General features: G+C 64.6%; 22 protein-coding genes. 15 read left to right on the plus strand and 7 right to left on the minus strand.

What is annotated here, in order from left to right; translation table 11 throughout:
* The first annotated feature begins 68 nt into the window (after window positions 1-68).
* The 8 genes from ribE (at window position 69) to CAG11_RS15170 (ending at window position 5,236) form a co-directional block, all read left to right on the plus strand.
* A complete protein-coding gene (gene ribE, locus CAG11_RS15135; RefSeq protein WP_022641271.1) occupies window positions 69-545 on the plus strand; it encodes a 6,7-dimethyl-8-ribityllumazine synthase in 477 nt (158 codons plus the stop codon).
* A complete protein-coding gene (nusB, locus tag CAG11_RS15140; protein WP_022641270.1) occupies window positions 542-1,042 on the plus strand; it encodes a transcription antitermination factor NusB in 501 nt (166 codons plus the stop codon). Before ribE ends, nusB begins: the two co-directional genes overlap by 4 nt.
* Window positions 1,043-1,060: 18 nt before the next feature.
* The gene (gene thiL / locus CAG11_RS15145; RefSeq protein ID WP_085596923.1) at window positions 1,061-2,026 is read left to right on the plus strand and encodes a thiamine-phosphate kinase; all 966 of its coding nucleotides are present in this window, start codon (window positions 1,061-1,063) and stop codon (window positions 2,024-2,026) included.
* A complete protein-coding gene (locus CAG11_RS15150) occupies window positions 2,023-2,526 on the plus strand; it encodes a phosphatidylglycerophosphatase A (RefSeq protein WP_022641268.1) in 504 nt (167 codons plus the stop codon). Before thiL ends, CAG11_RS15150 begins: the two co-directional genes overlap by 4 nt.
* 10 nt (window positions 2,527-2,536) lie before the next feature.
* Entirely contained in the window at window positions 2,537-3,292 is a 756-nt protein-coding gene (locus CAG11_RS15155) for an ABC transporter substrate-binding protein (protein ID WP_085596924.1), read from the plus strand.
* Window positions 3,293-3,405: 113 nt separating this feature from the next.
* On the plus strand, window positions 3,406-4,023 hold the full coding sequence (gene ribA, locus CAG11_RS15160) for a GTP cyclohydrolase II (RefSeq protein WP_022641266.1): 618 nt from the start codon (window positions 3,406-3,408) through the stop codon (window positions 4,021-4,023).
* The gene (locus CAG11_RS15165; protein WP_085596925.1) at window positions 4,020-4,439 is read left to right on the plus strand and encodes an MFS transporter; all 420 of its coding nucleotides are present in this window, start codon (window positions 4,020-4,022) and stop codon (window positions 4,437-4,439) included. The genes ribA and CAG11_RS15165 overlap by 4 nt, the downstream gene beginning before the upstream one ends.
* Complete coding sequence (locus tag CAG11_RS15170) at window positions 4,439-5,236, plus strand: helical backbone metal receptor (protein WP_085596926.1); 798 nt, start codon at window positions 4,439-4,441, stop codon at window positions 5,234-5,236. Before CAG11_RS15165 ends, CAG11_RS15170 begins: the two co-directional genes overlap by 1 nt.
* A 7-nt stretch (window positions 5,237-5,243) precedes the next feature.
* Here CAG11_RS15170 and CAG11_RS15175 read toward each other — a convergent pair whose 3' ends face one another.
* The 4 genes from CAG11_RS15175 to CAG11_RS15190 form a co-directional block, all read right to left on the minus strand.
* Complete coding sequence (locus tag CAG11_RS15175) at window positions 5,244-7,136, minus strand: TonB-dependent receptor domain-containing protein (protein WP_085596927.1); 1,893 nt, start codon at window positions 7,134-7,136, stop codon at window positions 5,244-5,246.
* A gap of 106 nt (window positions 7,137-7,242) precedes the next feature.
* Window positions 7,243-9,144, minus strand: a complete 1,902-nt coding sequence (gene dxs / locus CAG11_RS15180; RefSeq protein WP_085596928.1) for a 1-deoxy-D-xylulose-5-phosphate synthase — start codon at window positions 9,142-9,144, stop codon at window positions 7,243-7,245.
* 112 nt (window positions 9,145-9,256) lie between these two features.
* Entirely contained in the window at window positions 9,257-10,144 is an 888-nt protein-coding gene (locus tag CAG11_RS15185; RefSeq protein WP_022641261.1) for a polyprenyl synthetase family protein, read from the minus strand.
* Window positions 10,141-10,383, minus strand: a complete 243-nt coding sequence (locus CAG11_RS15190; RefSeq protein ID WP_022641260.1) for an exodeoxyribonuclease VII small subunit — start codon at window positions 10,381-10,383, stop codon at window positions 10,141-10,143. The genes CAG11_RS15185 and CAG11_RS15190 overlap by 4 nt, the downstream gene beginning before the upstream one ends.
* A 436-nt stretch (window positions 10,384-10,819) precedes the next feature.
* Here CAG11_RS15190 and CAG11_RS15195 point away from each other — a divergent pair, with 436 nt between their 5' ends.
* The 7 genes from CAG11_RS15195 to nirK all read left to right on the plus strand — a co-directional run bounded on the left by CAG11_RS15195 (window position 10,820) and on the right by nirK (window position 22,382).
* Window positions 10,820-11,611: a YfaP family protein gene (locus CAG11_RS15195; protein ID WP_085596929.1), complete on the plus strand. Its 792-nt coding sequence runs from the start codon at window positions 10,820-10,822 to the stop codon at window positions 11,609-11,611.
* A 37-nt stretch (window positions 11,612-11,648) separates the two neighbouring features.
* Window positions 11,649-13,361 (plus strand): DUF2138 domain-containing protein, encoded by a 1,713-nt coding sequence (locus tag CAG11_RS15200; protein WP_085596930.1) that lies wholly within the window; start codon window positions 11,649-11,651, stop codon window positions 13,359-13,361.
* Window positions 13,346-14,005: a DUF1175 domain-containing protein gene (locus tag CAG11_RS15205; protein ID WP_085596931.1), complete on the plus strand. Its 660-nt coding sequence runs from the start codon at window positions 13,346-13,348 to the stop codon at window positions 14,003-14,005. The genes CAG11_RS15200 and CAG11_RS15205 overlap by 16 nt, the downstream gene beginning before the upstream one ends.
* Window positions 14,006-14,160: 155 nt before the next feature.
* Entirely contained in the window at window positions 14,161-18,723 is a 4,563-nt protein-coding gene (locus CAG11_RS15210; RefSeq protein ID WP_085596932.1) for an alpha-2-macroglobulin, read from the plus strand.
* Between the two features lies 1 nt (window position 18,724).
* Window positions 18,725-20,368: a DUF2300 domain-containing protein gene (locus CAG11_RS15215; protein WP_085596933.1), complete on the plus strand. Its 1,644-nt coding sequence runs from the start codon at window positions 18,725-18,727 to the stop codon at window positions 20,366-20,368.
* Between the two features lie 3 nt (window positions 20,369-20,371).
* Window positions 20,372-21,187, plus strand: a complete 816-nt coding sequence (locus CAG11_RS15220; protein WP_085596934.1) for a YfaP family protein — start codon at window positions 20,372-20,374, stop codon at window positions 21,185-21,187.
* Between the two features lie 103 nt (window positions 21,188-21,290).
* Window positions 21,291-22,382 (plus strand): copper-containing nitrite reductase, encoded by a 1,092-nt coding sequence (gene nirK, locus CAG11_RS15225; protein WP_085596935.1) that lies wholly within the window; start codon window positions 21,291-21,293, stop codon window positions 22,380-22,382.
* A 60-nt stretch (window positions 22,383-22,442) separates the two neighbouring features.
* On the opposite strand, the gene CAG11_RS15230 is transcribed toward nirK, so the two are convergent.
* The 3 genes from CAG11_RS15230 to CAG11_RS15240 all read right to left on the minus strand — a co-directional run bounded on the left by CAG11_RS15230 (window position 22,443) and on the right by CAG11_RS15240 (window position 24,482).
* Complete coding sequence (locus CAG11_RS15230) at window positions 22,443-23,525, minus strand: dienelactone hydrolase family protein (RefSeq protein WP_085596936.1); 1,083 nt, start codon at window positions 23,523-23,525, stop codon at window positions 22,443-22,445.
* 125 nt (window positions 23,526-23,650) lie between these two features.
* Window positions 23,651-24,100 (minus strand): DUF3828 domain-containing protein, encoded by a 450-nt coding sequence (locus CAG11_RS15235; protein ID WP_085596937.1) that lies wholly within the window; start codon window positions 24,098-24,100, stop codon window positions 23,651-23,653.
* 10 nt (window positions 24,101-24,110) lie between these two features.
* Window positions 24,111-24,482 carry a cytoplasmic protein gene (locus CAG11_RS15240; RefSeq protein ID WP_085596938.1) on the minus strand — a complete coding sequence of 124 codons (372 nt, stop codon included), beginning with the start codon at window positions 24,480-24,482 and terminating at the stop codon, window positions 24,111-24,113.
* Window positions 24,483-24,668: the final 186 nt, after the last annotated feature.

Consider the following 24,668-nt stretch of genomic DNA (forward strand, 5'->3'; position numbering starts at 1 on the left):
ATTCGCGGTTCAAACATCACTCAGGAGCGTGTACTAGACACGCTCCAGCTCTTTAAGAGATTTGTCGAATGACCCTGAAGACCATCGAAGGTACCTTCATCGCCCCTAAAGGCCGCTATGCCCTGGTGGTCGGCCGCTTCAACAGCTTCGTCGTCGAAAGCCTGGTCAGCGGCGCGGTTGACGCCCTGGTCCGCCATGGCGTGAGCGAAAGCGACATCACCATCATCCGCGCGCCTGGCGCCTTCGAGATTCCCCTGGTGACCCAGAAGGTCGCGCAGAAGGGCGAGTACGCGGCGATCATCGCCCTGGGCGCGGTCATTCGTGGCGGCACCCCGCACTTCGAATACGTGGCTGGCGAATGCACCAAGGGCCTGGCCCAGGTGTCCATGGAGTTCGGCGTACCAGTGGCCTTCGGCGTACTGACTGTCGACTCGATCGAACAAGCCATCGAGCGTTCCGGCACCAAGGCCGGCAACAAAGGGGCTGAAGCTGCCTTGTCCGCCCTGGAAATGGTCAGCCTGCTGGCGCAGTTGGAGGCCAAGTGATTAGCGACGATAGCGATCGTTTCAACCCGCGCGATCCCAAGCCTGCCAACGCCGGCAAGCCATCCAAGAGCGCCAAGCGTCGCGAAGCCCGCCAGCTCGCGACCCAGGCGCTGTACCAATGGCACATGGCCAAGCACTCGCTGAATGAGATCGAAGCGCAGTTCCGGGTCGACAACGATTTCACCGACATCGACGGTGCGTACTTCCGGGAGATCCTGCACGGGGTCCCGGCCAGCAAGAACGAGATCGACAACGCCCTCGTACCTTGCCTGGACCTGGCCATCGACGAGCTGGACCCTGTGGAGCTGGCGGTCCTGCGCCTGTCCACCTGGGAGCTGCTCAAGCGTGTCGACGTGCCGTACCGCGTGGTGATCAACGAGGGTATCGAGTTGGCCAAGGTCTTCGGTTCCACCGATGGCCACAAGTTCGTCAACGGCGTCCTCGACAAGCTGGCCCCACGCCTGCGCGCAGCAGAAGTGAAGGCGTTCAAGCGCTGATCCGCGCTTGCAGCTGCCATGGGCGAGTTTGAACTGATCCGTAACTTCTTCGCTGCCGCGCCTTGTGCGCAGGGCGGCGAGGGCGTTGCCCTGGGGATCGGCGATGACTGTGCCCTGCTGGCGGTTGCTCCTGGTGAGCAGTTGGCGATTTCCACCGACACCCTGGTGGCTGGCGTGCATTTCGCCGATCCCTGCGAGCCGTATCTTCTTGGCCAACGCTCCCTGGCGGTGGCCGTCAGCGACCTGGCCGCCATGGGCGCCACGCCGCTGGCCTTCACCCTTGCCCTGACCCTGCCGACGGTGAGCGCCGACTGGCTCGCGGCCTATGCCCGTGGCCTGAATGCCATGGCCCAGGATTGCGCCGTGCGCCTGATCGGTGGCGACACCACCCGCGGCCCACTGACCCTGACCGTCACCGTATTCGGTCGCGTGCCCGCGGGCCAGGCCCTGACCCGCAGCGGTGCCCGGCCTGGCGACTTGCTGTGTGTCGGCGGCCCGCTGGGCAATGCTGCCGGCGCCTTGCCACTGGTGCTGGGCCAGCGCCGTGCCGAACCCGAGGTGGCCGATCCGCTGCTGGCCCATTATTGGTCGCCGCAGCCACAACTGGCCCTGGGCCAGGCCCTGCGCGGCAAGGCCACGGCGGCCCTGGACATCTCCGATGGACTGCTCGCCGATTGTGGGCATATCGCCGCCGCCTCCGCAGTGAGGTTGCAGGTGGAGTTGGAGAAGCTGCCCCTGTCCAGGCCCCTGGTGGACTTTCTCGGCCTTGAGGGCGCGCGCGCCGCGGCCTTGAGTGGCGGCGACGACTATGTGCTGGCCTTCACCTTGCCTGCCGCAGAGCTGGCACCGCTGCAGGCAGCTGGCTGGCCGCTGCAGGTGGTGGGGCAGGTGCTGGCCGGGCAGGGCGTGGCGCTGCTGGATGCCGGCGGGCAGGACATCACCCCGGGCATCCGGGGCTACCAACACTTTCCGGAGACACCGTGACAGATCATCCCAAGCAGGTCCCGGCGGAATTCGTACCGCCGTCGGTCTGGCGCAATCCCTGGCACTTCCTCGCCTTCGGTTTCGGTTCGGGCACCATGCCCAAGGCCCCGGGCACCTGGGGTTCGCTGGTTGCGCTACCCTTTATCCCGTTGTGGCAGATGCTGCCGGACTGGGGCTACTGGCTGATGCTCGGTGTCACCATGCTGTTCGGCTTCTGGCTCTGCGGCAAGGTGGCCGACGACCTGCGTGTGCATGACCACGAGGGCATCGTCTGGGACGAAATGGTCGGCATGTGGATCACCCTGTGGCTGGTGCCCGAAGGCTGGCAATGGCTGCTGGCGGGGTTCCTGATGTTCCGCTTCTTCGACATCCTCAAGCCCTGGCCGATTCGCTGGGTCGACCGGCATGTCCACGGCGGCGTCGGCATCATGCTCGATGATATCCTGGCCGGCGTGTTCGCCTGGCTGGCGATGCAGGGGTTGGTGTGGTGCTTGGGCTGAGGGGCAAGGCATGGGTGTCTGTCGCGCGCTGCTGGTCGTACTGGTTGTCTGTAGCTGTGATGCCTGGGCCGGCGAGCCTTCCGTAGCGCCGGGGTTCATCCGGATCGCCAGCGAAGAGTGGAGCCAGTACAGCGAGGCCGATGGCCAGGGACTGTCCTGGGACATCCTGCGGGAGGTGTTCGAGCCCCAGGGAGTGGCAGTGGAACGCCACAGCATGCCCTATACCCGTTCGGTCGGGCTGGTGCAGCGTGGCGAGGTGGATGCCCAGGCCGGCGCCTATCGCAACGAGTCCCCGGGTGTGCTCTATCCGCGCTGGAACTACGACAACGACCACGTCTATGCCCTGGGCCTGGCCAGCAGTCCCGAGCTGACCCTGGCGAGCCTGGGCAACTACCGGCTGGTCTGGGTGCGCGGCTACAAGTACGAGGATTACCTGCCCAACGTCCGTCGCTACAACGAGATCCGCCGCCGGGTCGGCATCCTGCCGATGCTGCTCTACGGCCGTGCCGACTACTACATCGACGGCCAGACCGAGGTCGAGTATGTGCTCGGGCAGGCCGAGGATCCGAGCCGCTTCAGGTGCTCGCACCTGGCGGAACTGCCGTTGTACCTGGGGTTCGCCGACACGCCCCGGGGCCGCGCCCTGCTGGCCCTGTACGACCAGCGCATGGAGCAGTTGGTGAAGAGTGGCGGCTTGCGGCCCATCTTCCAGCACTGGAAGCAGCCTTATCCCTTTGATGGAAGCGCGCGGCCGGCGGTCCGTTGATCAAACTTATCGATCTTTATCCACGATAATTCAGCCTAAGCGCCCAGTGGAGGCTGCTGTTACAATGCCGCCTCTGCGAATCTCCAGTCCCCATACAGATCAGGAGCACGACAGTGCCCGTTGTTTTTGTTGCCGCTTCCAAGCTGCCCACCCCCTTTGCGCAATTCACCATGCACGGTTTCCTCGACGAAGCCACCGGTCGCGAGCACGTGGTGCTCAGCCTGGGCGATATCGCCGACGGCGCGCCGGTGCTCGGTCGCCTGCACTCCGAATGCCTGACCGGCGATGCCCTGTTCAGCCAGCGTTGCGACTGCGGCTCGCAGCTCGAAGCCGCCTTGCGGGCGATTGCCCGTGAAGGTCGCGGGGTACTGCTGTACCTGCGCCAGGAAGGTCGCGGCATCGGCCTGCTGAACAAGATCCGCGCCTATGAGCTGCAGGACGGCGGTGCCGATACCGTGGAGGCCAACGAGCGCCTGGGGTTCGCCGCCGACCAGCGCGACTACGCCATGTGCCTGCCGATGCTCGAGCATCTGGGCGTCAAGGCCCTGCGCCTGATGACCAACAACCCGCGCAAGGTCAAGGCCCTGACCGAGATGGGCATCCAGGTCGCCGAGCGCGTGCCGCTGCACACCGGCCACAACCCGCACAACAAGCTGTACCTGGCGACCAAGGCCAGCAAGCTGGACCATATGATGGGCAACGAGCACCAGGGCGAGGTCGACCGCGCGTGACCCGGGGCCAAGTGAGACGTCGCCTGGCCGTCAGCTGGTGGCAATACCTGGCGTTGGCGCTGCTGCCGCTGTTCGTGCTCAACGCTGTATTTGGCCAGGGCGAGCCGATCCTGCCGGTGCTGGCGATGCCGTTCTTCATCGCCGGGGTGGCGTCGATGTTCGTCAGCCTGCGCTTTTTCGGCACCTACAAGCACGGTTTGATCGCCACCCAGAAAGCCCTCGATACCCCGGAAGAACCAGCGGCCTGGATCGACCTGGCGGCGCGGCGGCGCACCGCCTTGCTGGTGGCGGCATTGCCGGCCTGGATCGGTGCCCTGGCGGTATTCGTCGGCCTTGAGGCCGTGCCGCTGATGCTCCTGGCCTTGTCCACGGCGGTGCTGTTCTACCTCTACCGCATCCCGCGCCAGCTCGGTTGATGCAGCGTTGGCTGGTCGTCTTGCTGCTGGTTCTGTGCGGCCAGGCGCTGGCCGTCGAGCGGGTCGTCAGCCTGGCGCCATCGCTCTCGGAAATCGTCGTCGAACTGGGCGCCGCCGATCTGCTGGTGGGCGTGCTGGATGCCGGCGAGCGCCCGGCGCCACTCAAGGACCTGCCTTCGGTGGGGCGCTACGGCCAGCTGGACATCGAACGCTTGCTGAGCCTGCGGCCGGACTTGCTGCTGCTCTGGCCGGGCAGTGTCGGCCCGGCCCAGAAGGAGCAATTGGCGCGCTTGGGCATTCCCACCCTGGTTGCCGAACCCCATGACCTTGCGCAACTGACCGCCCAGGTCGCCGAGATCGGCCAGCGCCTGGGGCGAGCGCAAGCCGGACAGGCATTGGCGGCCCAGCTGGACCAGCAACTTGCGCAACTGCGCCAGCGCTATCGCCGCGAGTCACCGCTACCGGTGTTCTACCAGGTCTGGGATCGTCCGCTGTACACGGTGGGTGGTGGCCAGATCATTAGCGACGCCCTGGCGGTCTGCGGGGCGCGCAATGTGTTTGCCGATCAACTGCTGCCGGCGCCCCAGGTCAGCATCGAATCGGTGCTGCAGCGCAACCCGCAGGCGATCCTCGCCACGGCCCAGGGGCAATTGGATGCCTGGAAGGCCTGGCCGCAGATGGCCGCGGTCGAGCAGGGGCGCTTGTTGCTGGTGACGGACAAGGGCCTGGAGCGGCCCAGCGGGCAGATGGTCGGCGCAGTGGCCAAGCTGTGCGGCTTGATTGCGCCCGAGCGCTGAGCAAGCTTTACAGCTCAGGGGTCCAGGTCACGCCGAGCATCCAGGTGCGGCCTTCTTCGCGGTAGCCATAGTTGCTGCCCTGATGGCTGTAGAGCGCCCGTGAGTAGGACTTGTCGAAGACATTGTCGAGCTTCAGGTCCAGCTTGAGCTCCTGGTTGACTGCCCAACTGCTGCGCAGGCCGAACAAGCCATAGCCGCCAAGCCGTGCCTGCTTCTGTTCGAAGCGATTTTCACGGCTGCTGCTCACCAGTTGCCAGCTGGCGCCGAATGCCAGCCGCTCGAACTGACGGTCCAGATCCAGGTTCAGGGTGCGCTTGGCCCGGCGTGCTAGTTGTTCTCCGCTCTGGCAATTGCGTGGATCGATGATGGCGACGCCTGCGCTGGTCTGCCAGCCGAACCATTCCTGTTTCAGGGCCGTTTCCAGGCCATTGATCCGTGCCGAACCGATATTTTCTGGTCGCCGTGCACTGGTGTTGTAGATGATCGCGTCCTTGAGATCGATGCGATAAAGAGAAGCTTCCAGGCGGCTATCTGGGGTCAGTTGGCTACGCCACTGCAGTTCATAGCTCTTGGAGTGTTCTGGCTTGAGCTGTGGGTTGCTGCTGTTTGGGTAATACAGATCCGTGAAGGTCGGAGCCCGAAAGCCTTCGCTGTAGGACAACAGCAGGTCGTTGTCCGGGTTCACCGGCACGGTGAGGCTTCCGCTCCAGGTGTTCTGGCTGCCGAATTGCTGGTTACGGTCGTGGCGCAGGCCCAACTCCGTGGAGAAGTTGTCGCCACGGAAGCGGTGCTGGATGAACGCTGCACGATTCCAGCGGCTGTCCTCGCCGTAGGCCGCGCTGGTATTGAGCCGATCCTCATACCAATCGGCGCCGAGGATCAGGCTGTTGCGTTCGTCCAGACTCAGGTCGTTCTGCCAGTTCAGCGAGTCGCGATAGGTATTGAAGGTGCTGCGTTCCACGGTGAGCTTGTCGCGCTTGGCGTCACGATTCTCGGCATGGCCCAGTTCCAGGCGTGACTTCCAGCTGTCGTTGAGACGGGCGTCGATGAAGCTGCTGATGCTGCTGACCGTGAAATCGGTATAGGGCTGCTGTTGATAGGTATTGTTAGTGGCCATGTCGAAATAGCCGAAAGGGCTGTCGTACTGGCTGCGACCACGGTTATCCAGCAGGTTCAGCCCCACTTCCAGATCGTCGTCGAAGGCATGGCTCAAACTCAGGCTCAACGACTGGTTCCGATAGGCGTCATGGTCGTCGTCGCTGGGGTAGGACTCCCGGGTCGAATCGATCCCGGCGGTTTCATCCAGGCTGGCACCGAGGCTGAAGCGGGTCTGCTGGTCGCCGCCGGATAGCCCCAGGCTGCGTTGCCAGGTCTGGTTGCTGCCAAAGCCCAGGTGCATCCTGCCTTGCAGTCCCTGCTGGGTACCGCGCCGGGTGAAGATCTGGATCACCCCGCCAATGGCGTCGCTGCCGTAGATCACCGAGCGTGAGCCGCGCAGCACTTCTACGCGTTCGATCTGCTCGACATTGATGAATTGCAGGTTGCTGTCACCGCTGGAGGAGCTACCGATGCGTTGGCCATCCACCAGCACCAGGCTTTGGGCCGAGTTGGTGCCGCGAATGAAAATGTTCGGCAGGGCGCCGCGTCCGCCACTCTGGGCAACCTGCACCCCGGGAACCCGTTGCAGCAGGTCGGTCAGGCTGGTGGGTTGCAGGCGATCGATATCTTCCCGGGTGAACACCGTGTTCGCCGCGCTGCTGTCGTTGCGCGCCTGTACCTGGCGGTTGGCGCTGATCAGGGTGTCCGGCAGCTTCAGGGCCTGATCGCGCTCGGTGGTAGCGGCCAGCAGTTCGCCGCCGGGCAGCAGGAACAGGGGCAGGGCGAGGCCGGAGAGTTTCATGGCTGCTCCTTAGGTGCGGCGCGGGTTCGGTCGCAGGATGTGCTGGGCTGCGGATGGGGAGAAGCTGGCGCCCGCGTGGCGGGCGCTCAGCAAGGGGCCCGACAGCTTACGCCAGGCCCAGCATTTTCAGGCGCTGGCGGATCGAGGCTTCGATGCCGGCTTCGTCGAGGCCGCACTCGGCGAGCATCTGCGCCGGCTTGGCATGCTCGACGTAGGTGTCCGGCAGGCCCAGGTGCAGGACCTGCTTGAGCAAGCCTTCCTGGGCCAGGAACTCGCTGACCGCACTGCCGGCGCCGCCCATGACGGCGTTTTCCTCGATGGTCACCAGCAGCTCGTGGCTACCGGCGATCTCGCGCACCAGGGCTTCGTCCAACGGCTTGACGAAGCGCATGTCGACCACCGTGGCGTCGAGCCTCTCGGCCACTTTCAACGCTTCGGCCATTTGCACGCCGAATACCAGCAGCGCTACTTGCTTGCCCTGGCGACGGACCAGGCCCTTGCCGATCTCGATCGGTTCCAGGTCCTTGTCGATCGGCGCATTGGGGCCGGTGCCGCGTGGGTAGCGCACCGCTGCCGGACCGTTGTACAGGTGGCCGGTGCTGAGCATCTTGCGCAGTTCGTTCTCGTCGCTCGGGGTCATCACCACCATGCCGGGAATGCAGCGCAGGTAGGACAAATCGAAGCTGCCGGCGTGGGTCGGGCCGTCTTCGCCCACCAGGCCGGCGCGGTCGATGGCGAACAGGACGTCGAGGTTCTGCACCGCGACGTCATGCACCAGCTGGTCGTAGCCGCGCTGCAGGAAGGTCGAGTAGATCGCCACCACCGGCTTGGCGCCTTCGCAGGCCATGCCGGCCGCCAGGGTCACCGCGTGCTGCTCGGCGATCGCCACGTCGAAGTAGCGCAGCGGGAAGCGTTCGCTGAAGGTCACCAGGTCCGAGCCTTCCTTCATGGCCGGAGTGATGCCCACCAGGCGCGAATCGGCGGCTGCCATGTCGCACAGCCATTCGCCGAACACGCCGGAATACTTCGGTCCGCCGGCTTTCTTCGGCGCACTGGCCGGAGCGTCCAGGGGCTCGAGCTTGGTGATGGCGTGGTAGCCGATGGGGTCGACTTCTGCCGGGGCGAAGCCCTTGCCCTTCTTGGTCACCACGTGCAGGAACTGCGGGCCCTTGAGGTCGCGCATGTTGCGCAGGGTGGCGATCAGGGTCGGCAGGTCGTGGCCGTCGATCGGGCCGATGTAGTTCCAGCCCAGCTCTTCGAACAAGGTGCCGGGGACCAGCATGCCCTTGGCGTACTCTTCGGTGCGGCGGGCGATTTCCCAGGCGCCGGGCAGGCGCGACAGCACTTTCTTGCTGCCTTCGCGCATGCTGGCGTAGGTACGGCTGGAGAGGATCTTGGCCAGGTAGTTGGACAGGCCGCCGACATTGCGCGAGATCGACATGTCGTTGTCGTTGAGGATCACCAGCATGTTGGCGTCCACTTCCGGCGCGTGGTTCAGGGCCTCGAAGGCCATGCCCGCGGTCAGGGCGCCGTCGCCGATCACCGCGATGGCCTTGCGCTCGCTGTTCTGCAGGCGGGCGGCGATGGCCATGCCCAGGGCGGCGCTGATGGAGGTGCTGGAGTGACCGACGCCGAAGGTGTCGTATTCGCTCTCCGAGCGCCGGGGGAAGGCCGCGAGGCCGTCTTTCTGGCGCAAGGTGCCCATCTGTTCGCGGCGACCGGTGAGGATCTTGTGCGGATACGCCTGGTGGCCCACGTCCCAAACCAGCCGGTCGTCCGGGGTATCGAAGACGTAGTGCAGGGCGATGGTCAGCTCGATGACGCCGAGGCCGGCACCGAAATGCCCACCGGTCTGGCCGACCGAATAGAGCAGTTCCAGGCGCAATTCATCGGCCAGGGTTTCCAGCTCGGCTTCGCCTAACCGGCGCAGGCCGTCCGGCGTCTGGGCACGATCGAGCAGCGGTGTGCTCGGGCGTTTGCGGGGAATCTCATGAAACGTCGTGGGCATCAGGCGAATCGTTATAGGTGTAGAAAGAGGCGGCAGTTTACCTTATGCATCGCAAGCTGCCCACGCAGAGCACCGAACTTGGCCGATATGCGGTCCTGTGGATCGCCGTCGGTCAGTTGCGGCGCGCAACGATATACCGGGCCAGTTCGCGCAAGGGTTCGGCTGCTGCGTCAAACGGCCGCAGCGCATGCAGCGCCTGGTCGCGCAGTTCCAGGGCATAGGCCTTGGCGGCTTCCAGGCCCAGCAATGCCGGGTAGGTCGGCTTGTCCCGGGCAATGTCGGCGCCCTGGCGCTTGCCCAGGGTCGCGGTATCGCTCTCGACGTCGAGAATGTCGTCCTGGACCTGGAATGCCAGGCCAATGGCCTGGGCATAGGCTTGCAAGGCCTTGAGTTCGTCTTTCTCGGCAAGACCGCTGGCCAGGGCGCCGAGGATGACGCTGGCCTCGATCAGGGCGCCGGTCTTGTGCCGGTGCATGTATTCCAGGGCCTTCTGGTCGAGCTTGAGCCCCACCGAGCCCAGGTCGATGGCCTGGCCGCCGACCATGCCCGCCGGGCCTGCGGCCTGGGCCAGGGTCGTGACCATGCGCAGGCGGATCTCGGCGTTGGCGTCGCTCAGGCGCGGGTCCAGCAGGGCACTGAAGGCCAGGCTCTGCAGGCCGTCGCCGGCGAGGATCGCGCAGGCTTCATCGAACGCCTTGTGGGTAGTGGGCTGGCCGCGACGCAGATCGTCATCGTCCATGGCTGGCAGGTCGTCATGCACCAGGGAGTAGGCGTGGATCAGCTCCACCGCGCAGGCCGCGCCGTTGGCTTGTTCCGGCTTGCCCCCCAGGGCCTCGCAGGCGGCGTAGGCCAGTAGTGGGCGGACGCGCTTGCCGCCATTCATCACGCTATAGCGCATGGCCTCATAGAGGCGGGCCAGCTCGGGACTGGGGGCGTTGAACAGCGACTGTAGCGCCGCGTCGACGCGGGCCTGGCTGCTGGCCTGGTAGGTGGCGATCATTCTGGCTGTTCCGCATCGAAGGGCTGTTCCGCCAGCTCGCCATCGCGCTCCAGCAGTACCTGTACCTTCTGTTCGGCCTGGGCCAGGGCCGCCTGGCAATCACGGGTCAGGCCGATACCCTGTTCGAAGGCGGTCAACGAGTCTTCCAGCGACAGCTCGCCGTTCTCCAGACGCTCGACCAGGGTTTGCAGGTCGGCGAGGGATTGTTCGAAATCTAAGGCAGCTTTTTTGCGGGCCATGGCGGCTATCCCGGGTGACGTTAAACCGGCGCGACACTAGCAGACAGCGGGTTTTCGGGCAAATGAGAAGCGCCCGCTGAAGCTCTGGATCGCCAGTGCGCGTGCCATCAAAATTCGCCGGGGATCATCTGCGTTAAACCTTGCTGGCGGTGGCGCAACGGCAGCATAGACAGCAATGAGCGGGAGTGGCGCAGGACCTGCGGAATTGCTCCTGGCCTGCGGTTGGTGATGTCACTGTAATGGCACGAACGGCGCGGCCTCCAGGCCGATGCCTACTCCCTCGCAAAATCCCTTTTCCCCAATTGTGCAACACACGGCAAATCGATAATCTGCGCCCTTTCAACGCCCTATTATCGTCGGGCGACCTTCCGAATATTTCGCAGCCGCGCCGAGGATCTGGCGCCAGGGTTTTCCCATGCATGGCAGGACGCAATACATGCGCGCTCTATCCTTCCTCTTGTTGACCCTGCTGGTGTCCCCTGGTGCACGGGCCGAACCTTCGGCCCAATTGCAGGAGCCCCTGGGCGGCTGGCGCTACTCCGGCTTGCTCGACCGCACCGAACAGGACCGCGTGGCCTACCCGACACCGCCCATCGATCGTGGCATCCAGCGCAACCGCACCATGATCGAAGGCCAGCTCAAGGCCATTGGTCATATGCGCCAGCCCCACAGCCTGTCGGTCAACGGTAATCCGCTCAATCTCTACACCGACGAACAGGGGCGCTTCGGTCGTCCCTATGCCTTCGGTGCCGGCTCCAACAGCGTCGAAGTGCGCAGCTCCGAGGGCAAGTCACTCAAGCGCGTGCAGTTCTACGAGTCCAACCCGAACAAGACCCCGCCACGTATCCGCGTGGTGCTCGGCTGGGACGATCCCAAGGCCGAGCTGGACATGCATATCATCACGCCCGACGGCCAGCATGCGTTCTTCGGCCATCCGGGCCTGACCAATGGCGGCGGCCTGGACCCGGACGGGGTCGACGGCCCGGGGCCGGAGATGTTCACCATGACCGCTCCGCTGCGCGGTACCTACCTGATCTATGTCAACTACTGGGGCAACTTCGGCAGTGGCGGCTACAACTTCGATGAACGCAGCAACCAGAACGAAGTGATCACCTCGCAGATCAACCTGATCCTTAACGAAAACACCGTCGATGAGAAACGCGAGACCTTCATCGTGCCCATGCGGGCCATCGGCGACCTGTTGCTGGTCAAGTCTTTCAACTATTGAACATCCCGCACCACGGATGAATTGGGCTTTGTGAATCATGAGCGAAAACACAGCATCCCCGGCGGCCGGCGTCCCCGGTAGCGAACAACCCGGCAGCCAGCGGCGCTGGCCGGCCCTGGTCATGGGCCTGTGCCTGGCGGCGGCCGTCGCCACCGGCGTGGGCTGCAAGCCCAAGACCTCGGTGGCCGAGCTGCCCGGCGACAAGCTGGGCCTGAGCCGCCCCGATGGCTTGCTGGAGACCCACTCCCTGGCGCAGTTGCCCAAGGACCTGCTGGCGGTGCCGTTCCTGCGTGAAACCCTGACCGAGGACTTCGTCTTCTATTACCAGACCCATGCCGACCGCCTGGGCCTGATCGGCAGCCTGCGGCGGATCATCTACGAGCATGACCTGAAGCTGCAGGACAACCTGATCGAGCAACTGCTCGACCAGCCGGCGGACATCGCCCTGTGGCGCGGCGTCGATGGCCGGCTCAAGGACTTCCTGCTGGTGATGGACCGTGGCGGCCTGGCCAAGCTGCTCGAGCCCCTGGCCAAGGCTGCCCTGGATGACAGCCAGTTGAGCAAGCTGGCCGAGCTCAAGGTCGGCGGCGATGCGGTAACCCTGTACCAGCTGAATTTCAACGCCAACAAGTCCCTGGCCTTCGCCTCCTTCGGCGACAAGCTGGTGGTGCTGTCCAATCCGACCCAGCTGTATGACCTGGCCTCTGGCGTCAGCGACGTGCACGGTGCGGTCTCCACCAAGGCCCTGGAAGCGCTGCTCAACGGCGACAAGCTGTTCCCCGAGGCCTTTGGCCTGGAGGCGCGCAAACCCGAGGTGCAGCAGCGCCTGGCGGTCAACTCCAGCGTCCTGGCCATGGGTTACCAGCGCTTCATCCCCAACTTCGCCGGCCTGCGCTTCGACATGGACGACAAGGGCTGGCACAGCTACCTGGCCATGGAAGAACAAGAGGACCAGCCGAACTTCGACTTCAAGCCGATCTGGCAGGCCATGCCCATGGGCGCCAGCGCCTGCGTGGCGCTGCCCCTGGCGGCGCAGCAGCAGAAGCCGCTGCTGGTCAAGCTCGGCGCCGAGGAGTCGGTGGCCCAGGCCCTGACCGAACACATGTCCGGCAGCGCCGGGCTCTGCTGGTACGCCGACTCGCGGCTGTACACGCCGCTGCTGGTAGCCAGCCTCAAGGACAAGGACAGCGCCAAGCTCGACGCCGACCTGGGCAAGTTGTTCGGCTCCATGGTGGGCTCCCGCGAGAGCAAGGTGGCGCAGCGGATCTTCCCGGTGGTCGAGCAGCAGGACGGCAACGTGCACCAGTGGCAGCGCCAGGTCAGTTCGAACTTCGGCCCGTACCCGGCCAAGCAGGCCAAGGACCCGCAGGCCATCACCGGCCGCGCCTTCATGCAGGTCAGCCTGGCCCGCCATGGTTCGACCCTGGTGTTCTCCCTGGATGACAAGCTGGTGGGCAAGGCCCTGGGCACCCTGGACAAGCGCTTCCCGCCCCTGGCCGACGTGGCGCCGAAGAACGCCATGATGCCGATCTACCTGGGACCGCAGTCCCTGGCCCAGCTGATCCAGCAGGAAACCTTCGACAGCCTGCCTCAGGACATGGAGCCGGTGTTCAACAACGCCGCGCAGACCTACCTGGTGCCCAAGCTGCGTACCCTCGGTGGTTATGGCAAGTACGCCCTGACCCTGCCTGAGGGCAGCGAACCCAACGGCCATTGGCAGTGGCTGCCGCTGCAATGGCAAGCGCTGTGAGAGCCTTGCGCCACGGCTTGAGCAGCCTTGGCCTGCTGGCCCTGTTGCTCAGCAGCGCAGTGGGCGCGACCACGGTCGCGCCGTTGGACGTGCAGCAGTCCCAGGTGTTTCGCGCCTGGTTCGTGCGCATCGCCCAGGAGCAGCTGAGCCAGGGCCCGAGCCCGCGCTGGTACCAGCAGGACTGCGCGGGGCTGGTGCGTTTCGCCGCCAATGAAGCGCTCAAGACCCATGACAGCAAATGGCTGCGGGCCAATGGTTTGTCCAATCGCTACCTGCCCCCGGAGCTGCAACTGAGCGAAGGCCAGCGCGCCCTGGCCCAGCAGTGGCAGCAGGGCGGCGGCAAGGTCGGCCCCTACGTCAATGCGATCAAGCTGATCCAGTTCAACAGCCATCTGGTGAGCCGCGACCTGGGCCAGGCGCGCCCCGGCGACCTGTTGTTCTTCGACCAGGGCGACGACCAGCACTTGATGATCTGGATGGGCCGCAACATCGCCTATCACACCGGCACCACCACCCCCACCGATAACGGCATGCGCTCGGCCAGCGTGCAGCAACTGATGACATGGAAGGACACCCGATGGATACCCGACCCCGCCAACCCCAACTTCATCGGCATCTTTCGCCTGAACTTCCTCTCCCAATGAGCGAATCCCGTGCAAGCTGCGTGAAGACTGCTGCGTTCGCCAATACTGCGTTGAAAACAGGCTCGGAATGCTCATTTACAGCCAGTAGACTGCGCTTGCTCGCCTGTTTTCGCCTTGTCTTGCCTTCACTCGCGACGTCTTCACGCGGCTTGCCTATGTCCCGTTTTCTGTTCCGCTTGACCCTGGCCTTGACCCTGGTGGCTCCCGTGTCCCTGGTCAACGCCGAAGACTCCGTACCCGCCAGCGATTACGCGGCGGTCGCCGGGGAGAGTTTCTTCCTGCTGTCCGACAGCAGTTTTGCCAGCGACGAGCAGGCCATGGTGCGCCTCGAGGCACCGGGGCGTGATTACCGGCGCTTTCGCATGGAACCCTATGGCGGCGCGGATATTCGGGTCTACCGGATCAATCAGCCGCTGGACTTCCTCAAGCGCCAGAAAAACCTGCACCGAGTGGTCAGCGATGGCCAGTTCAAGGGCGAGGGGCTGTCCAACACCCTGGCCTACCTGTGGGACAACTGGTATCGCAAGTCGCGCCGGGTGATGCAGCGCGCCTTCTCCTATGAGTCGCGCAAGCAGGTAACCGAAGAGGTTCCGGAGCTGAAGGTCGGCAACTCGTTGCTGGCGCCGACGCCCTACGATGCCCAGCCGCAGTTCGGCCTGGTCCCGGGCTTGCCGCTGGTGACCCAGTTCCGCTACCCGCTGTGGCAGGCCAAGCCGATCCAGCCGCCAGCCGGGGTCAACCTGGCCGGGTCCTCCAGTGACTTCATCAACGTTGCACCGGGCAACGTCTACATTCCCCTGGGGCAGTTGAAGCCAGGCCTTTACCTGGTAGAAGCCCTGGTGGGCAAGTACCGCGCCACCACCATGGTGTTCGTCTCCAATACCGTGGCGGTGAGCAAGGTCGCCGGTGACGAGCTGCTGGTCTGGGCGGCGGGCAAGCACGAAGGCAACTCGGTACCCAAGGTCAACGTGCTGTGGACCGACGGCCTGGGCGTGATGAACAGCGGTGCCACCGATGAGCAGGGCCTGGTGCGCTTGAAACACGTCAGCCCCGAGCGCTCCTATGTGATCGGCGAAGACCAGGAAGGCGGGGTGTTCGTCTCCGAGAACTTCTACTACGACAGCGAAATCTACGACACCAAGCTCTATGCCTTCACCGATCGGCCGCTGTACCGCCCGGGCGACTGGGTCTCGCTGAAGGTCGTCGGGCGTGAGTTCAAGAATGCCCGGGACTCGGTGCTGCCCGGTGCCGGTACGGTGAATGTCAGCGTATTGGATGCCGCGGGCACCGCCCTGCAGAACCTGACCCTGAACCTGGATTCCAAGTCCGGCACCCAGGGGCGTTTCCAGCTCCCGGAGAATGCGGTGGCGGGCGGTTATGAGTTGCGCCTGCGCTACAAGGACCAGGTCTACAGCAGCGCCTTTCGCGTAGCCGAGTACATCAAGCCGCACTTCGAGATCGCCCTGAGCCTGGCCAAGCCGGACTTCAAGACCGGCGAGGCAGTGAAGGGCAACCTGGTACTGCTCTATCCCGATGGCAAGCCGGTGGCCAACGCGCGCCTGCAACTGAGCCTGCGGTCCCAGCAGCTGTCTATGGTGGACAACGAGTTGCAGTACATGGGCCAGTTCCCGGTGGAACTGACCAGCACCGAGCTGACCACCGATTCCAAGGGCAGTGCCAGCCTCGACCTGCCGGCGGCGGACAAGCCCAGCCGCTACATGCTCACCGTGTTCGCCAGTGACGGCGCGGCCTATCGGGTCAAGACCACCAAGGAAATCCTCATCGAGCGTGGCGCCGCGAGCTTCAGCCTCAGCGCCCCGCAACGCTTCAGCGCGGTGGGCGACAAGGTGCAGTTCAGCTACGCCAACCAGAACACCAGCGAGCAGAGCAAGAGCGTCTTGCCCAGCCGCTACAACTGGGTGCGCATGGAAGACCAGAGCACTGGCGAAGGCAAGCTGGCCGCCGGCGACAGCGGTTTCGCCCTGGCCTTCGAGCGTCCCGGTACCTACAACCTGACCCTGCGCGACGAGCATGACCGGGTCGTGGGCGGTACCAGCCATTCGGTCACCGGCGAAGGGGTCAAGGCCGTGCCGGGTACCGTGGAGATCGTCCTCGACAAGCCCGAGTACAAGGCTGGCGACGAAGCCCTGGCGCTGATCACCTTCCCCGAGCCGATCAACGATGCGCTGCTGTCGCTGGAGCGTGACAAGGTCGAGGCCACCGCCTTGCTGTCCCAGGGGGGCGATTGGCTGAAAGTGGAAAAACTCAGCCCGACCCAGTACCGCGCCCGGGTGCAGGTCAAGGACAGCTTCGCGCCGAACCTGACCTTCTCCGTGCTCTACACCAAGGGTGGCGAATACAGCTTCCAGAACGCCGGGATCAAGGTGCTGACGCCGCAGATCGATGTGGCCATCCAGACCGACAAGGAAAAATACCAGCCGGGTGACACCGTCACCGTGGACCTGTCCACCCAGTTCGCCGGCAAGCCGGTACCGGCCCACCTGACGGTCAGCGTGGTGGACGAGATGGTCTATGCCCTGCAGCCGGAAGTGGCGCCGAGCATCGACCAGTTCTTCTACCACCCGCGGCGCAACAACGTGCGCACCAGCGCCAGCCTGTCGTTCATCAGCTACGACGTAGCCCTGCCGGGCAGCCCGACGGCGCCAGGCAAGGCCAACCGCAGCGAGCGTGGGGTCAAGGTGCTGGAGCGTCCGCGTCGTGAAGACGTCGACACCGCTGCCTGGCAGCCGGAGTTGGTCACCGACGGCAGCGGCAAGGCGCGCTTCACCTTTCGCATGCCCGACTCGCTGACCCGCTGGCGCATCACCGCCCGGGCCATCGCCGAGGATGGCCAGGTTGGCCAGAAGAAGCAGTTCGTGCGGTCCGAGAAGGCCCTGTACCTGAAGTGGAGCGGCCCGACCCGCTTCCGCAGCGGCGACAAGCCGGACCTTGGGGTCTTTGCGTTCAACCAGTCCGAGCAGCCGGTCAAGGCAGAACTGGTGGTGCATTACGCCGGTGAGTCCCAGCGCTTGCCGTTGACCCTCAACAGCGGCATCAACTATGTGGCCCTGCCGGCCATCGCTCCGGGCAATGGCGAGTGGAGCGCCGAGCTGGTGCAGGGCGGCAAGACCATGGACACCCTGGCCGTGCGCCTGGCCAGCAACGGAGCTGGCTGGCAGACCGTGCAGACCCAGAGCCTGGACGTGGTCACCAACAGCACGCCACTGGGCTTGCCGGCCGATGCCGGGGAGATTCGCCTGCGCCTGGATGACAGCCCGCAAGCGCTGTTCCGCGCCGCACTGGATGACCTGCTGGAATACCCCTACGGTGGTGTCGAGCAGACCGCCAGCCAGCTGTTGCCGCTGAGCGTCGCCTATCCGGCCCTGGCCAGCAATCCGCAGGTGCGTGATCGCTTGCGCCTGATGATGCAGAACAGTCGCTTGCGCCTGGTGCACATGGCCGGGCCGGAAGCGGCATTCACCTGGTGGGGCGAGGACGCCGATCCGGATGCCTTCCTCACCGCCTACGCCTATTACGCCGACTGGAACGCCAGCAAGGTGATGGACCTGAACCTGCCGCCGGAGCATTGGCAGCGAGTGCTTGAGGTCTATGCCAAGCAGGCTGGCAATACGCCGTTGCTGCAACGTGCGCTGATCCTGTCCTTCGCCCGCGAGATGAAGCTGCCGATCAATACCCTGGTCAGCGGCCTGATGGACGATCTGGCCAAGGCCGGCTCGGGACCGCAAGCCAGCATGCAGGACGACAGCGGCGACAGCCTGGTGATGGACAGCCCGGATTCGGCCCTGGGCCTGGCCAGTGCCCGGGTGCTGGCTGCGGCCCTGGCGCGGGACGCCAAGGTCACGCCACCGCCGGCGTTCGTCGCCCAGCTGGAAGCGGCGCAACAGCAGATGGAAATCAGCTCGCAGCCTTTCGCCCAGGCCTTGAGCCTGTCGCTCAAGCCGTTCGACCAGGGCGCGACGCGCGCCTTGCTGCAACGGCTGCTGCCGTCGCAGTCGACCCTGGAGCGGGCCCTGGCCCTGACCTGGCTGCAACGTAGCGTGGCCCAGTCGGCGCCGGCTACGAACCTCAACCCGGGGCAAGGCTGGCAACAGCGCCAGGGCGCCAGCGGCGAAAGCTACTGGCAATGGCAAGGCCCGCAGGTTCCTGCGGTGCTGACCCTGGACTCGGTGCCGGAGCGCCCGCTACGGGCCTCGGTGAGCTACCTGAGCAAGCAGGAAGCCGGCACGCCGGCACCGGTGAATATCACTCGCCGCCTGCTGCGCCTGGTACCGGGGGACGAAGCCTTCACCTTCAAGCTGGAGCCGGTGGGCAACAAGCCGATCGCCAGCGACGGCCTGTACCTGGATGAAGTGGTCATCGCCAACGAAGGCAAGCGCCCGCTGCTGTACGGCATGCTGGATGTGCCGTTGCCGCCGGGCGCCGATGTCGAGCGCACCACCTGGGGTATCAAGCTGGCCGGTCCTGCGGGCAGTGAAGCCGCGTCGCTGGAGAAGGCCCGTGCCGAACCGGGGCAGATGAGCTACCGCGTGCCGCTGGATGCGCTGAACGACAGCAGCGAAGTGCGCCTGCGCCATCTGGTCCGCTTGTCCCAGAAGGGCCAGTTCAACTTGCCGCCGGCACGTTTCTACCAGGTCTATGCACCTGAGCATCAGGCCCAGGAGCGTACTCCGGCCTTGGGCCAGGTTTCGGTCAAGTAACATGCTGCGACGTTGGACCTGGCTGTGTTTGTGTTTGCTTCCTGGGCTGGCGACGGCCCAGGACGAACCTCTGCGCCTGGCCTGGAAAACCGCACCGGACAGCGAGCTGGTGAGCCTCTCCAGGACCCAGGTGCTGGCCCGCGAGCCGTTGCCCGAGAGCTTGCAAGCGCCCCTGGGCAGCGTCTGGAAACTCTTCGTCTACGCCTGGCTGGTGGACACCGGCGCCCAGGAACCGGCCTATGCCTGCCAGGGCAAGTCCAAGGAAGAGGTGTACTGCTGCACGGTCGGTAACAGCATCGCCCGCGACCAGGCCCTGGTGCGTTCCTGCGGCCTGTACTTCGAGCCCGCGCGCCTCAAGGTGTCGGCCAGTGACTGGCGCAGTTACTGGCAGGCGCGCCAGGCCCCGGGCTGGCTGCAGGATCTGCAGCAGTTGCAGCCACAGACTCGGGTTCCGGTGGCTGAACTGCTGCAAGTCCTGGCCAGCTTGCCGGCCCGGGATACCGCGCGCCGGGTATTGCTGGACGTGGTTCTCAACGCCGGTGATGGCACGGTGGTGGGGGCGCTCGGTGGGCGGCTGCGGGTCAAGACCTGGAGTTGGCTGGCCGAGCGCGACCCGCAATCGCGCGAGGGCGGTTTCGCCGGTTGGCTGACGGACGGCACGCCGTTGTGGGTCGGTGGCCGCGGCACTAGCCAGCGGGTCCTCAAGGAGCATGCCCAGGCCCTGGATCAGTTGTTGCCGGTCAACATGCCGCTGGACAAGGGCCGCTGCGTCGAGGTCAGCTTGTTTTCCCGCTATCCGCTCAAGGGCGTCAGCCAGAATGGCCAACCTGCCAGGCCCGGTGCCCTGCAAGGGGATTACCAGGTGGCGTTCGCCAATGGCAACCAGTTGGATATCCACAGCGCTGGCGAGTTGTTCCTGCAGCAGGAAGGGGCCGCGCAACGTTTGGTGGCGCGCCTGGATCGCGAAGAGTACGTGGCCCGGGTGCTGCAACGCGAAGCCAGCAGCGAGCCACGGGAGGCGGCCAAGGCCCTGGCCGTGGCGATCCGTACCTACCTGTTGCAGAACGCCGCTCGCAGCGGCGAGTGCCTGAGCATCGACGACAGCAGCAGCCGCCAGCGAGTCGCGCCGCGTCCGGCCACTGCCGAGGCCCGGGCCATTGCCGCCTGGACTGGCGACCTGGTGCTGGCTGGAACCCAGGTCACCTATCACTCCGATCTGCAGGCGCCAGACAAGTTGTCCTGGCAACAGGCGGTGGAGCAGGCCGGTTCAGGCCAGCGCTACGACGCTATCCTGCTGCACGCCTATCCGCGCGCCAGCCTCAGTCGTTGGGACAATCCGGTGGCCTCCTGCGAACCCCTGCCGGCGGCCCAGGACTGGCTGCTGAAACAACGGCGGCGCTGGCGCCAGCCGCTGGAGCAGGAGGTCGGTTACAACGAAGTCAGTCAATTGGCGGTGTGCCGCCTGGGCTTCGGCCGGCCTTACGTCGATCGCGAGCGACAACGCATCTACGTACGTGGCGTGCTGTCCCTGCAGGACCGCCTCGACCTGACCCACGAATACCTGCACCTGGCCTTCGAAGCCCATCCCAATGGCCAGGATGAAAACTACATCGAAGGGCTCGCCCGTCATCTCTTACTGGAATAGGTCATGAAATTTCCTGCTTCCCCGGTGCTCCTGTTCCTTTGTGGAATGTTCAGCCTGCCTGTGGCCCTGGCCGACAGCGGCATCCAGCTCGACACTCCCAAAGGCGGTTGGCGTACCCGCGCCGACGACGGCGAACAGTATCGCCAGAGCGTCAACTACCCGGCTTCTTCGGTTAACACTCCACAAGGCCAGGCCGATACCGCGCGCATCCGTGGGCAGATCAAGGGGGCGCCCAAGTCTTCGCAGCCGGGCAAGCTGATCGTCAATGGCGTCAGCATGCCGCTCAAGGTGGACGAAGACGGCGGCTTCGACCGGCCCTATTCGTTCCCCAACGGCAGCAACAGCGTCGAGGTGCGCAGCCCCGACGGCCAGCAGCGCAAGCGTGTGCAGTTCCTCAACACCGGCGCTGGCGTCACGCCGCCCAAGCTGCGGGTGCTGTTGTCCTGGGACAGCGACAACACCGACCTGGACCTGCACCTGGTGACTCCGGATGGCGCCCATATCTGGTACGGCGACCGAGTGGCTCCCAATGGCGCGGCCCTGGACGTCGACGTGACCACCGGCTACGGGCCGGAGATCTTCTCCATGCCGGTACCGCTCAAGGGCCAGTACCTGGTGTATGTGAACTACTACGGTGGCGGCTATCGCACTGACGACGACGGTGACGGCGGCCAGGATAACGCCGTGCAGCCCCTGACCACCGCCCAGGTCACGGTGATCACCGAGGAAGGCACGCCGGACGAGAAGTGCGAGTCGTTCATCGTGCCGATGCGCGCCCCTGGCGAACTGACCCTGGTGCGCAGCTTCAGCTATCCGTGATCGGCGCCGGTCAACGGCTCATGGGTTTATTGCCCTGAGACAATACCGGCGCCCGGCGTTTGCCTTGCAATGAATCACCATTCGTCGGCAAGGAAACGCAAGCATGGGTGCTATTCAATCGTGGTTGAAGTGGTGTGTGGTAGCTGGCGGTTGGGCTTCTGGCCTGGCGTTGGCAGCGGGTGCGGACGGTCTGCAACGGGTCAAGGTGGAGCTGGTGACGCCGCCCCAGGTGCATGCTCACGAGCAGGTGGTCAGCGGACCGCCCAAGGTGATGCAGTTCCACATGCGCGTCGAAGAGAAAAAGATGGTGGTGGATGACCAGGGCACCACGCTGCAAGCCATGACTTTCAATGGCTCCATGCCCGGCCCGACCCTGGTGGTGCACGAGGGCGACTACGTCGAGCTGACCCTGAGCAACCCGGCCAGCAACAGCATGCCCCATAACATCGATTTCCACGCGGCCACTGGCGCCCTGGGTGGTGCGGCGCTGACCCAGGTGACCCCGGGCCAGGAGGTGGTATTGCGCTTCAAGGCCGATCGCAGTGGCACCTTCGTCTACCACTGCGCTCCTTCGGGCATGGTGCCGTGGCATGTGGTTTCCGGCATGAGTGGCACCCTTATGGTGCTGCCGCGCGATGGCCTGAAAGACCCGGCTGGCAAGCCCCTGCATTACGACCGGGCCTATACCATCGGCGAGTTCGACCTCTACATTCCCAAGGACAAGGACGGGCATTACAAGGATTATCCGAACCTGGCCTCCAGCTACCCGGATACCCACGCGGTGATGCGCACCCTGACTCCGAGTCACGTGGTGTTCAACGGTCGGGTGGGCGCCCTGACCGGAGCCAACGCGCTGACCGCCAAGGTCGGCGAAAGCGTGCTGTTCATTCACTCGCAAGCCAATCGCGACAGCCGCCCGCATCTGATCGGCGGCCACGGCGACTGGGTCTGGACCACCGGCAAGTTCGCCAACGCCCCGCAACGCAACCTGGAAACCTGGTTCATCCCCGGTGGCTCTGCCCTGGCGGCGCTCTACACCTTCAAGCAGCCGGGCACCTATGTGTACCTCAGCCACAACCTGATCGAGGCCATGGATCTGGGGGCTCTGGCGCAGGTCAAGGTCGAGGGGCAGTGGGATGACGACCTGATGACCCAGGTCAAGGCGCCGGGGCCGATAGCGCAGGCCAAGCAATAGTTCTGGACGGGTGCTGCGCCGCAGGTTGAAGCCATGGACCCGCGGCGCCATGGACAATGCTCAGAGGTTGAGGATGAACTTCAGATAGCCCGGATACACTTGGCGCCAGTCGTCCTGGAAGCTGTGGCCCTGATCGTGTTCGTGGCTCTGCAACTGATTGCCAGGCTCCAGGGCCTGTTGCGTGGCGACTGTGAGCTTCTGATTGCTTTCGTGCTCCTTGGCGCCATGGACGATGACGATGCGCTTGTCCCGCGCTTTGGATTCGCCAAAGGGAATCCGGTAGCCGCCGGGTGACAACAATAGTGCGCCGCTGTACTGCTGTGGGTACTCGGCGATCAGGTGCGAGGCATGCTCGGCCCCCTGGGAGAAGCCCATCAGGGCAATTCGCGAGCGATCGATGCGGGTCTGCTTCTCCAGCTTCTTCAGGGCCGCACTGACGGCCTCCTGAGTCGGTGCTGCCGACTTTTGCTGCCACATGAATTGATGCTCATCGCGCTTGAGGGTGCCATTGATACCCACCAGAACCGCTTTTTCCCCCAGCAGGTCGGTACGCATATCGAGGTCGTCGCTGCCTTCGGTACCGAACCCCGACAACCAGACCAGCACTGGCCAACCTGCGGCCGGCGCCTTGCCCTGGGGAATGCTGAAGGCCGCGAGGCCCGCATCCCTGGCCCTGGCCGGGTAGTTCTTCTCGGCGGCTTGCAGCAGCTTCTTGTAGGCCGGGTCTTGCTGAAGGCCTTGCAGTTCATCGTCCTCCTTGAGGATCACCAACTGCCAGAAGCCGCGCTCGCGGGCCTGGTCGAGGTATTGGGCGGCGCGCTTGTTCTTGTCCATGGCGGCCAGGCTGCCGGCGGCCTGGTAGGAGGCGAAGGCATTCTTCGGGTCGAGACGAGCGGCGGTCAGGTAGTAAGCCAGGGCGCCGGCATAGTTGTCGTGCTGGCTTTTTTCATTGTCCCCGGCTTCGATGAAGTCTTCGGGACTGGCATCGTCCAGGTACAGGTTGGCCATACCCGCCAGGCCCTGCCAACGGCCCTTGGCAACGTCTTCCGATGCTTGCGCATGGGCGCCGATACTGGTCAGGCTGAGGATGGAGAATAGTGAGAGAAACGACAGTGGCAGGCGTACTGCGGCCGGCAACGACATGACTGGAAGTCCTTTTTCAGAGAGGAACGCCCCGGGAGCGGGCCCGGGGCGGCGCGCAGCTTAGCACGCCGTCCGATCTGTCTCGATCTTTGGCAAGAGCAGCCGAGGTGGCGCCGGCTACAGGCTCAGTCGCTTTGATCGGCAGTGGAAATCACTTCGTCGATCTTCCAGCAGCCCTTGTCCTTGACCATGCGCACATCGACGATCTGGGTGGTGTCCGGCGTGTTGCCCAAGGTCACTTGTTCCTTGGCGGTGGAACCCTGGATCTGCGGTTCGCTGACCTGGATCTGGGTCAGCCATTCATCCATGTAGTCCTGGGCCTTGAGGAAGTAGTCCTCTTCCAGGCCGTCGGGACTTGCCATCTGTTTCTTGATCTTGGCGATCAGCGACTCCGAGACGTACTTCTTCATTTCGGGGGCGTTGTCGGTGACTGGATCCTTGTCCTGGCTGTAGGTCTGCAGGTACCAGCTGTAGAACGCCTGGGTTACAGGTTTGGGCGAACTGGCGCAATCGGCCATGGCCAGCGGCTGATGCAGGGCAATGGCCGCCAGCAGCGAGCAGAAGAGCATTCTCATGGGGAACCCCTTACGGATGACGGTAGATTTTGTATTCAGGCTTCTGTACCCGATAGGAGTGCCCCGGGTAGAAGCCGTGCATCTGCTTGAAGTCTGACACCCAAAGCTTGCCGTTGAACATCGCCATATGGCCGTGGGGATGGCCGGGAATGGGTTGGATGATCACCACGTCACCTGCCTGTGGCGCCTGGCCGGCAGGTTGTTCGACGAACCCCACCGCGGTCAGAGAAGGGCCGAAGTCCTTGGCCGAGTGCTTCCTGTGCAGGATTACGCCGCCACCGCCGGCTTCGATGGCCTGCCGGGTGTAGGCCGCACAACGCCCAGTGCTGCCAGCGTGGGCGTGAGAGTTCAAGTGACTGATGGCGGTTTCTTTATTCCACATTCCTTGTCATCCGAGAGTCCTGAAAGGTGGCGATTTTATTCGCGTCGCTCATGCCCTTGAAATGCTGGCCAAGTGCCTTTTCATGACGCTTTGGGTGATGGTTCACAGTTACTGCATCGGACTGTATGGCGTAGCAACATTCAAGCTGACGCCGTCAGCTTTCTTGGAGGTTTAGGGGGGCGTTCA

The sequence above is a fragment of the Pseudomonas sp. B6(2017) genome, from assembly GCF_002112765.1.
Taxonomy (GTDB): Bacteria; Pseudomonadota; Gammaproteobacteria; order Pseudomonadales; family Pseudomonadaceae; genus Aquipseudomonas; species Aquipseudomonas piscis.

Excerpts from the sequence above, each read along its gene's own strand:
- thiL (WP_085596923.1), top strand. The coding sequence starts at position 1,061 with ATGGGCGAGTTTGAACTGATCCGTAACTTCTTCGCTGCCGCGCCTTGT.
- CAG11_RS15190 (WP_022641260.1), bottom strand. The coding sequence starts at position 10,383 with ATGGCCCGCAAAAAAGCTGCCTTAGATTTCGAACAATCCCTCGCCGAC.
- CAG11_RS15230 (WP_085596936.1), bottom strand. The coding sequence starts at position 23,525 with ATGTCGTTGCCGGCCGCAGTACGCCTGCCACTGTCGTTTCTCTCACTA.
- nirK (WP_085596935.1), top strand. The coding sequence starts at position 21,291 with ATGGGTGCTATTCAATCGTGGTTGAAGTGGTGTGTGGTAGCTGGCGGT.
- dxs (WP_085596928.1), bottom strand. The coding sequence starts at position 9,144 with ATGCCCACGACGTTTCATGAGATTCCCCGCAAACGCCCGAGCACACCG.
- CAG11_RS15235 (WP_085596937.1), bottom strand. The coding sequence starts at position 24,100 with ATGAGAATGCTCTTCTGCTCGCTGCTGGCGGCCATTGCCCTGCATCAG.
- CAG11_RS15205 (WP_085596931.1), top strand. The coding sequence starts at position 13,346 with ATGGCAAGCGCTGTGAGAGCCTTGCGCCACGGCTTGAGCAGCCTTGGC.
- CAG11_RS15185 (WP_022641261.1), bottom strand. The coding sequence starts at position 10,144 with ATGATCGCCACCTACCAGGCCAGCAGCCAGGCCCGCGTCGACGCGGCG.
- CAG11_RS15200 (WP_085596930.1), top strand. The coding sequence starts at position 11,649 with ATGAGCGAAAACACAGCATCCCCGGCGGCCGGCGTCCCCGGTAGCGAA.
- CAG11_RS15240 (WP_085596938.1), bottom strand. The coding sequence starts at position 24,482 with ATGTGGAATAAAGAAACCGCCATCAGTCACTTGAACTCTCACGCCCAC.
- CAG11_RS15210 (WP_085596932.1), top strand. The coding sequence starts at position 14,161 with ATGTCCCGTTTTCTGTTCCGCTTGACCCTGGCCTTGACCCTGGTGGCT.
- CAG11_RS15170 (WP_085596926.1), top strand. The coding sequence starts at position 4,439 with ATGCAGCGTTGGCTGGTCGTCTTGCTGCTGGTTCTGTGCGGCCAGGCG.
- CAG11_RS15175 (WP_085596927.1), bottom strand. The coding sequence starts at position 7,136 with ATGAAACTCTCCGGCCTCGCCCTGCCCCTGTTCCTGCTGCCCGGCGGC.
- ribE (WP_022641271.1), top strand. The coding sequence starts at position 69 with ATGACCCTGAAGACCATCGAAGGTACCTTCATCGCCCCTAAAGGCCGC.
- CAG11_RS15155 (WP_085596924.1), top strand. The coding sequence starts at position 2,537 with ATGGGTGTCTGTCGCGCGCTGCTGGTCGTACTGGTTGTCTGTAGCTGT.
- CAG11_RS15195 (WP_085596929.1), top strand. The coding sequence starts at position 10,820 with ATGCGCGCTCTATCCTTCCTCTTGTTGACCCTGCTGGTGTCCCCTGGT.
- CAG11_RS15215 (WP_085596933.1), top strand. The coding sequence starts at position 18,725 with ATGCTGCGACGTTGGACCTGGCTGTGTTTGTGTTTGCTTCCTGGGCTG.
- CAG11_RS15220 (WP_085596934.1), top strand. The coding sequence starts at position 20,372 with ATGAAATTTCCTGCTTCCCCGGTGCTCCTGTTCCTTTGTGGAATGTTC.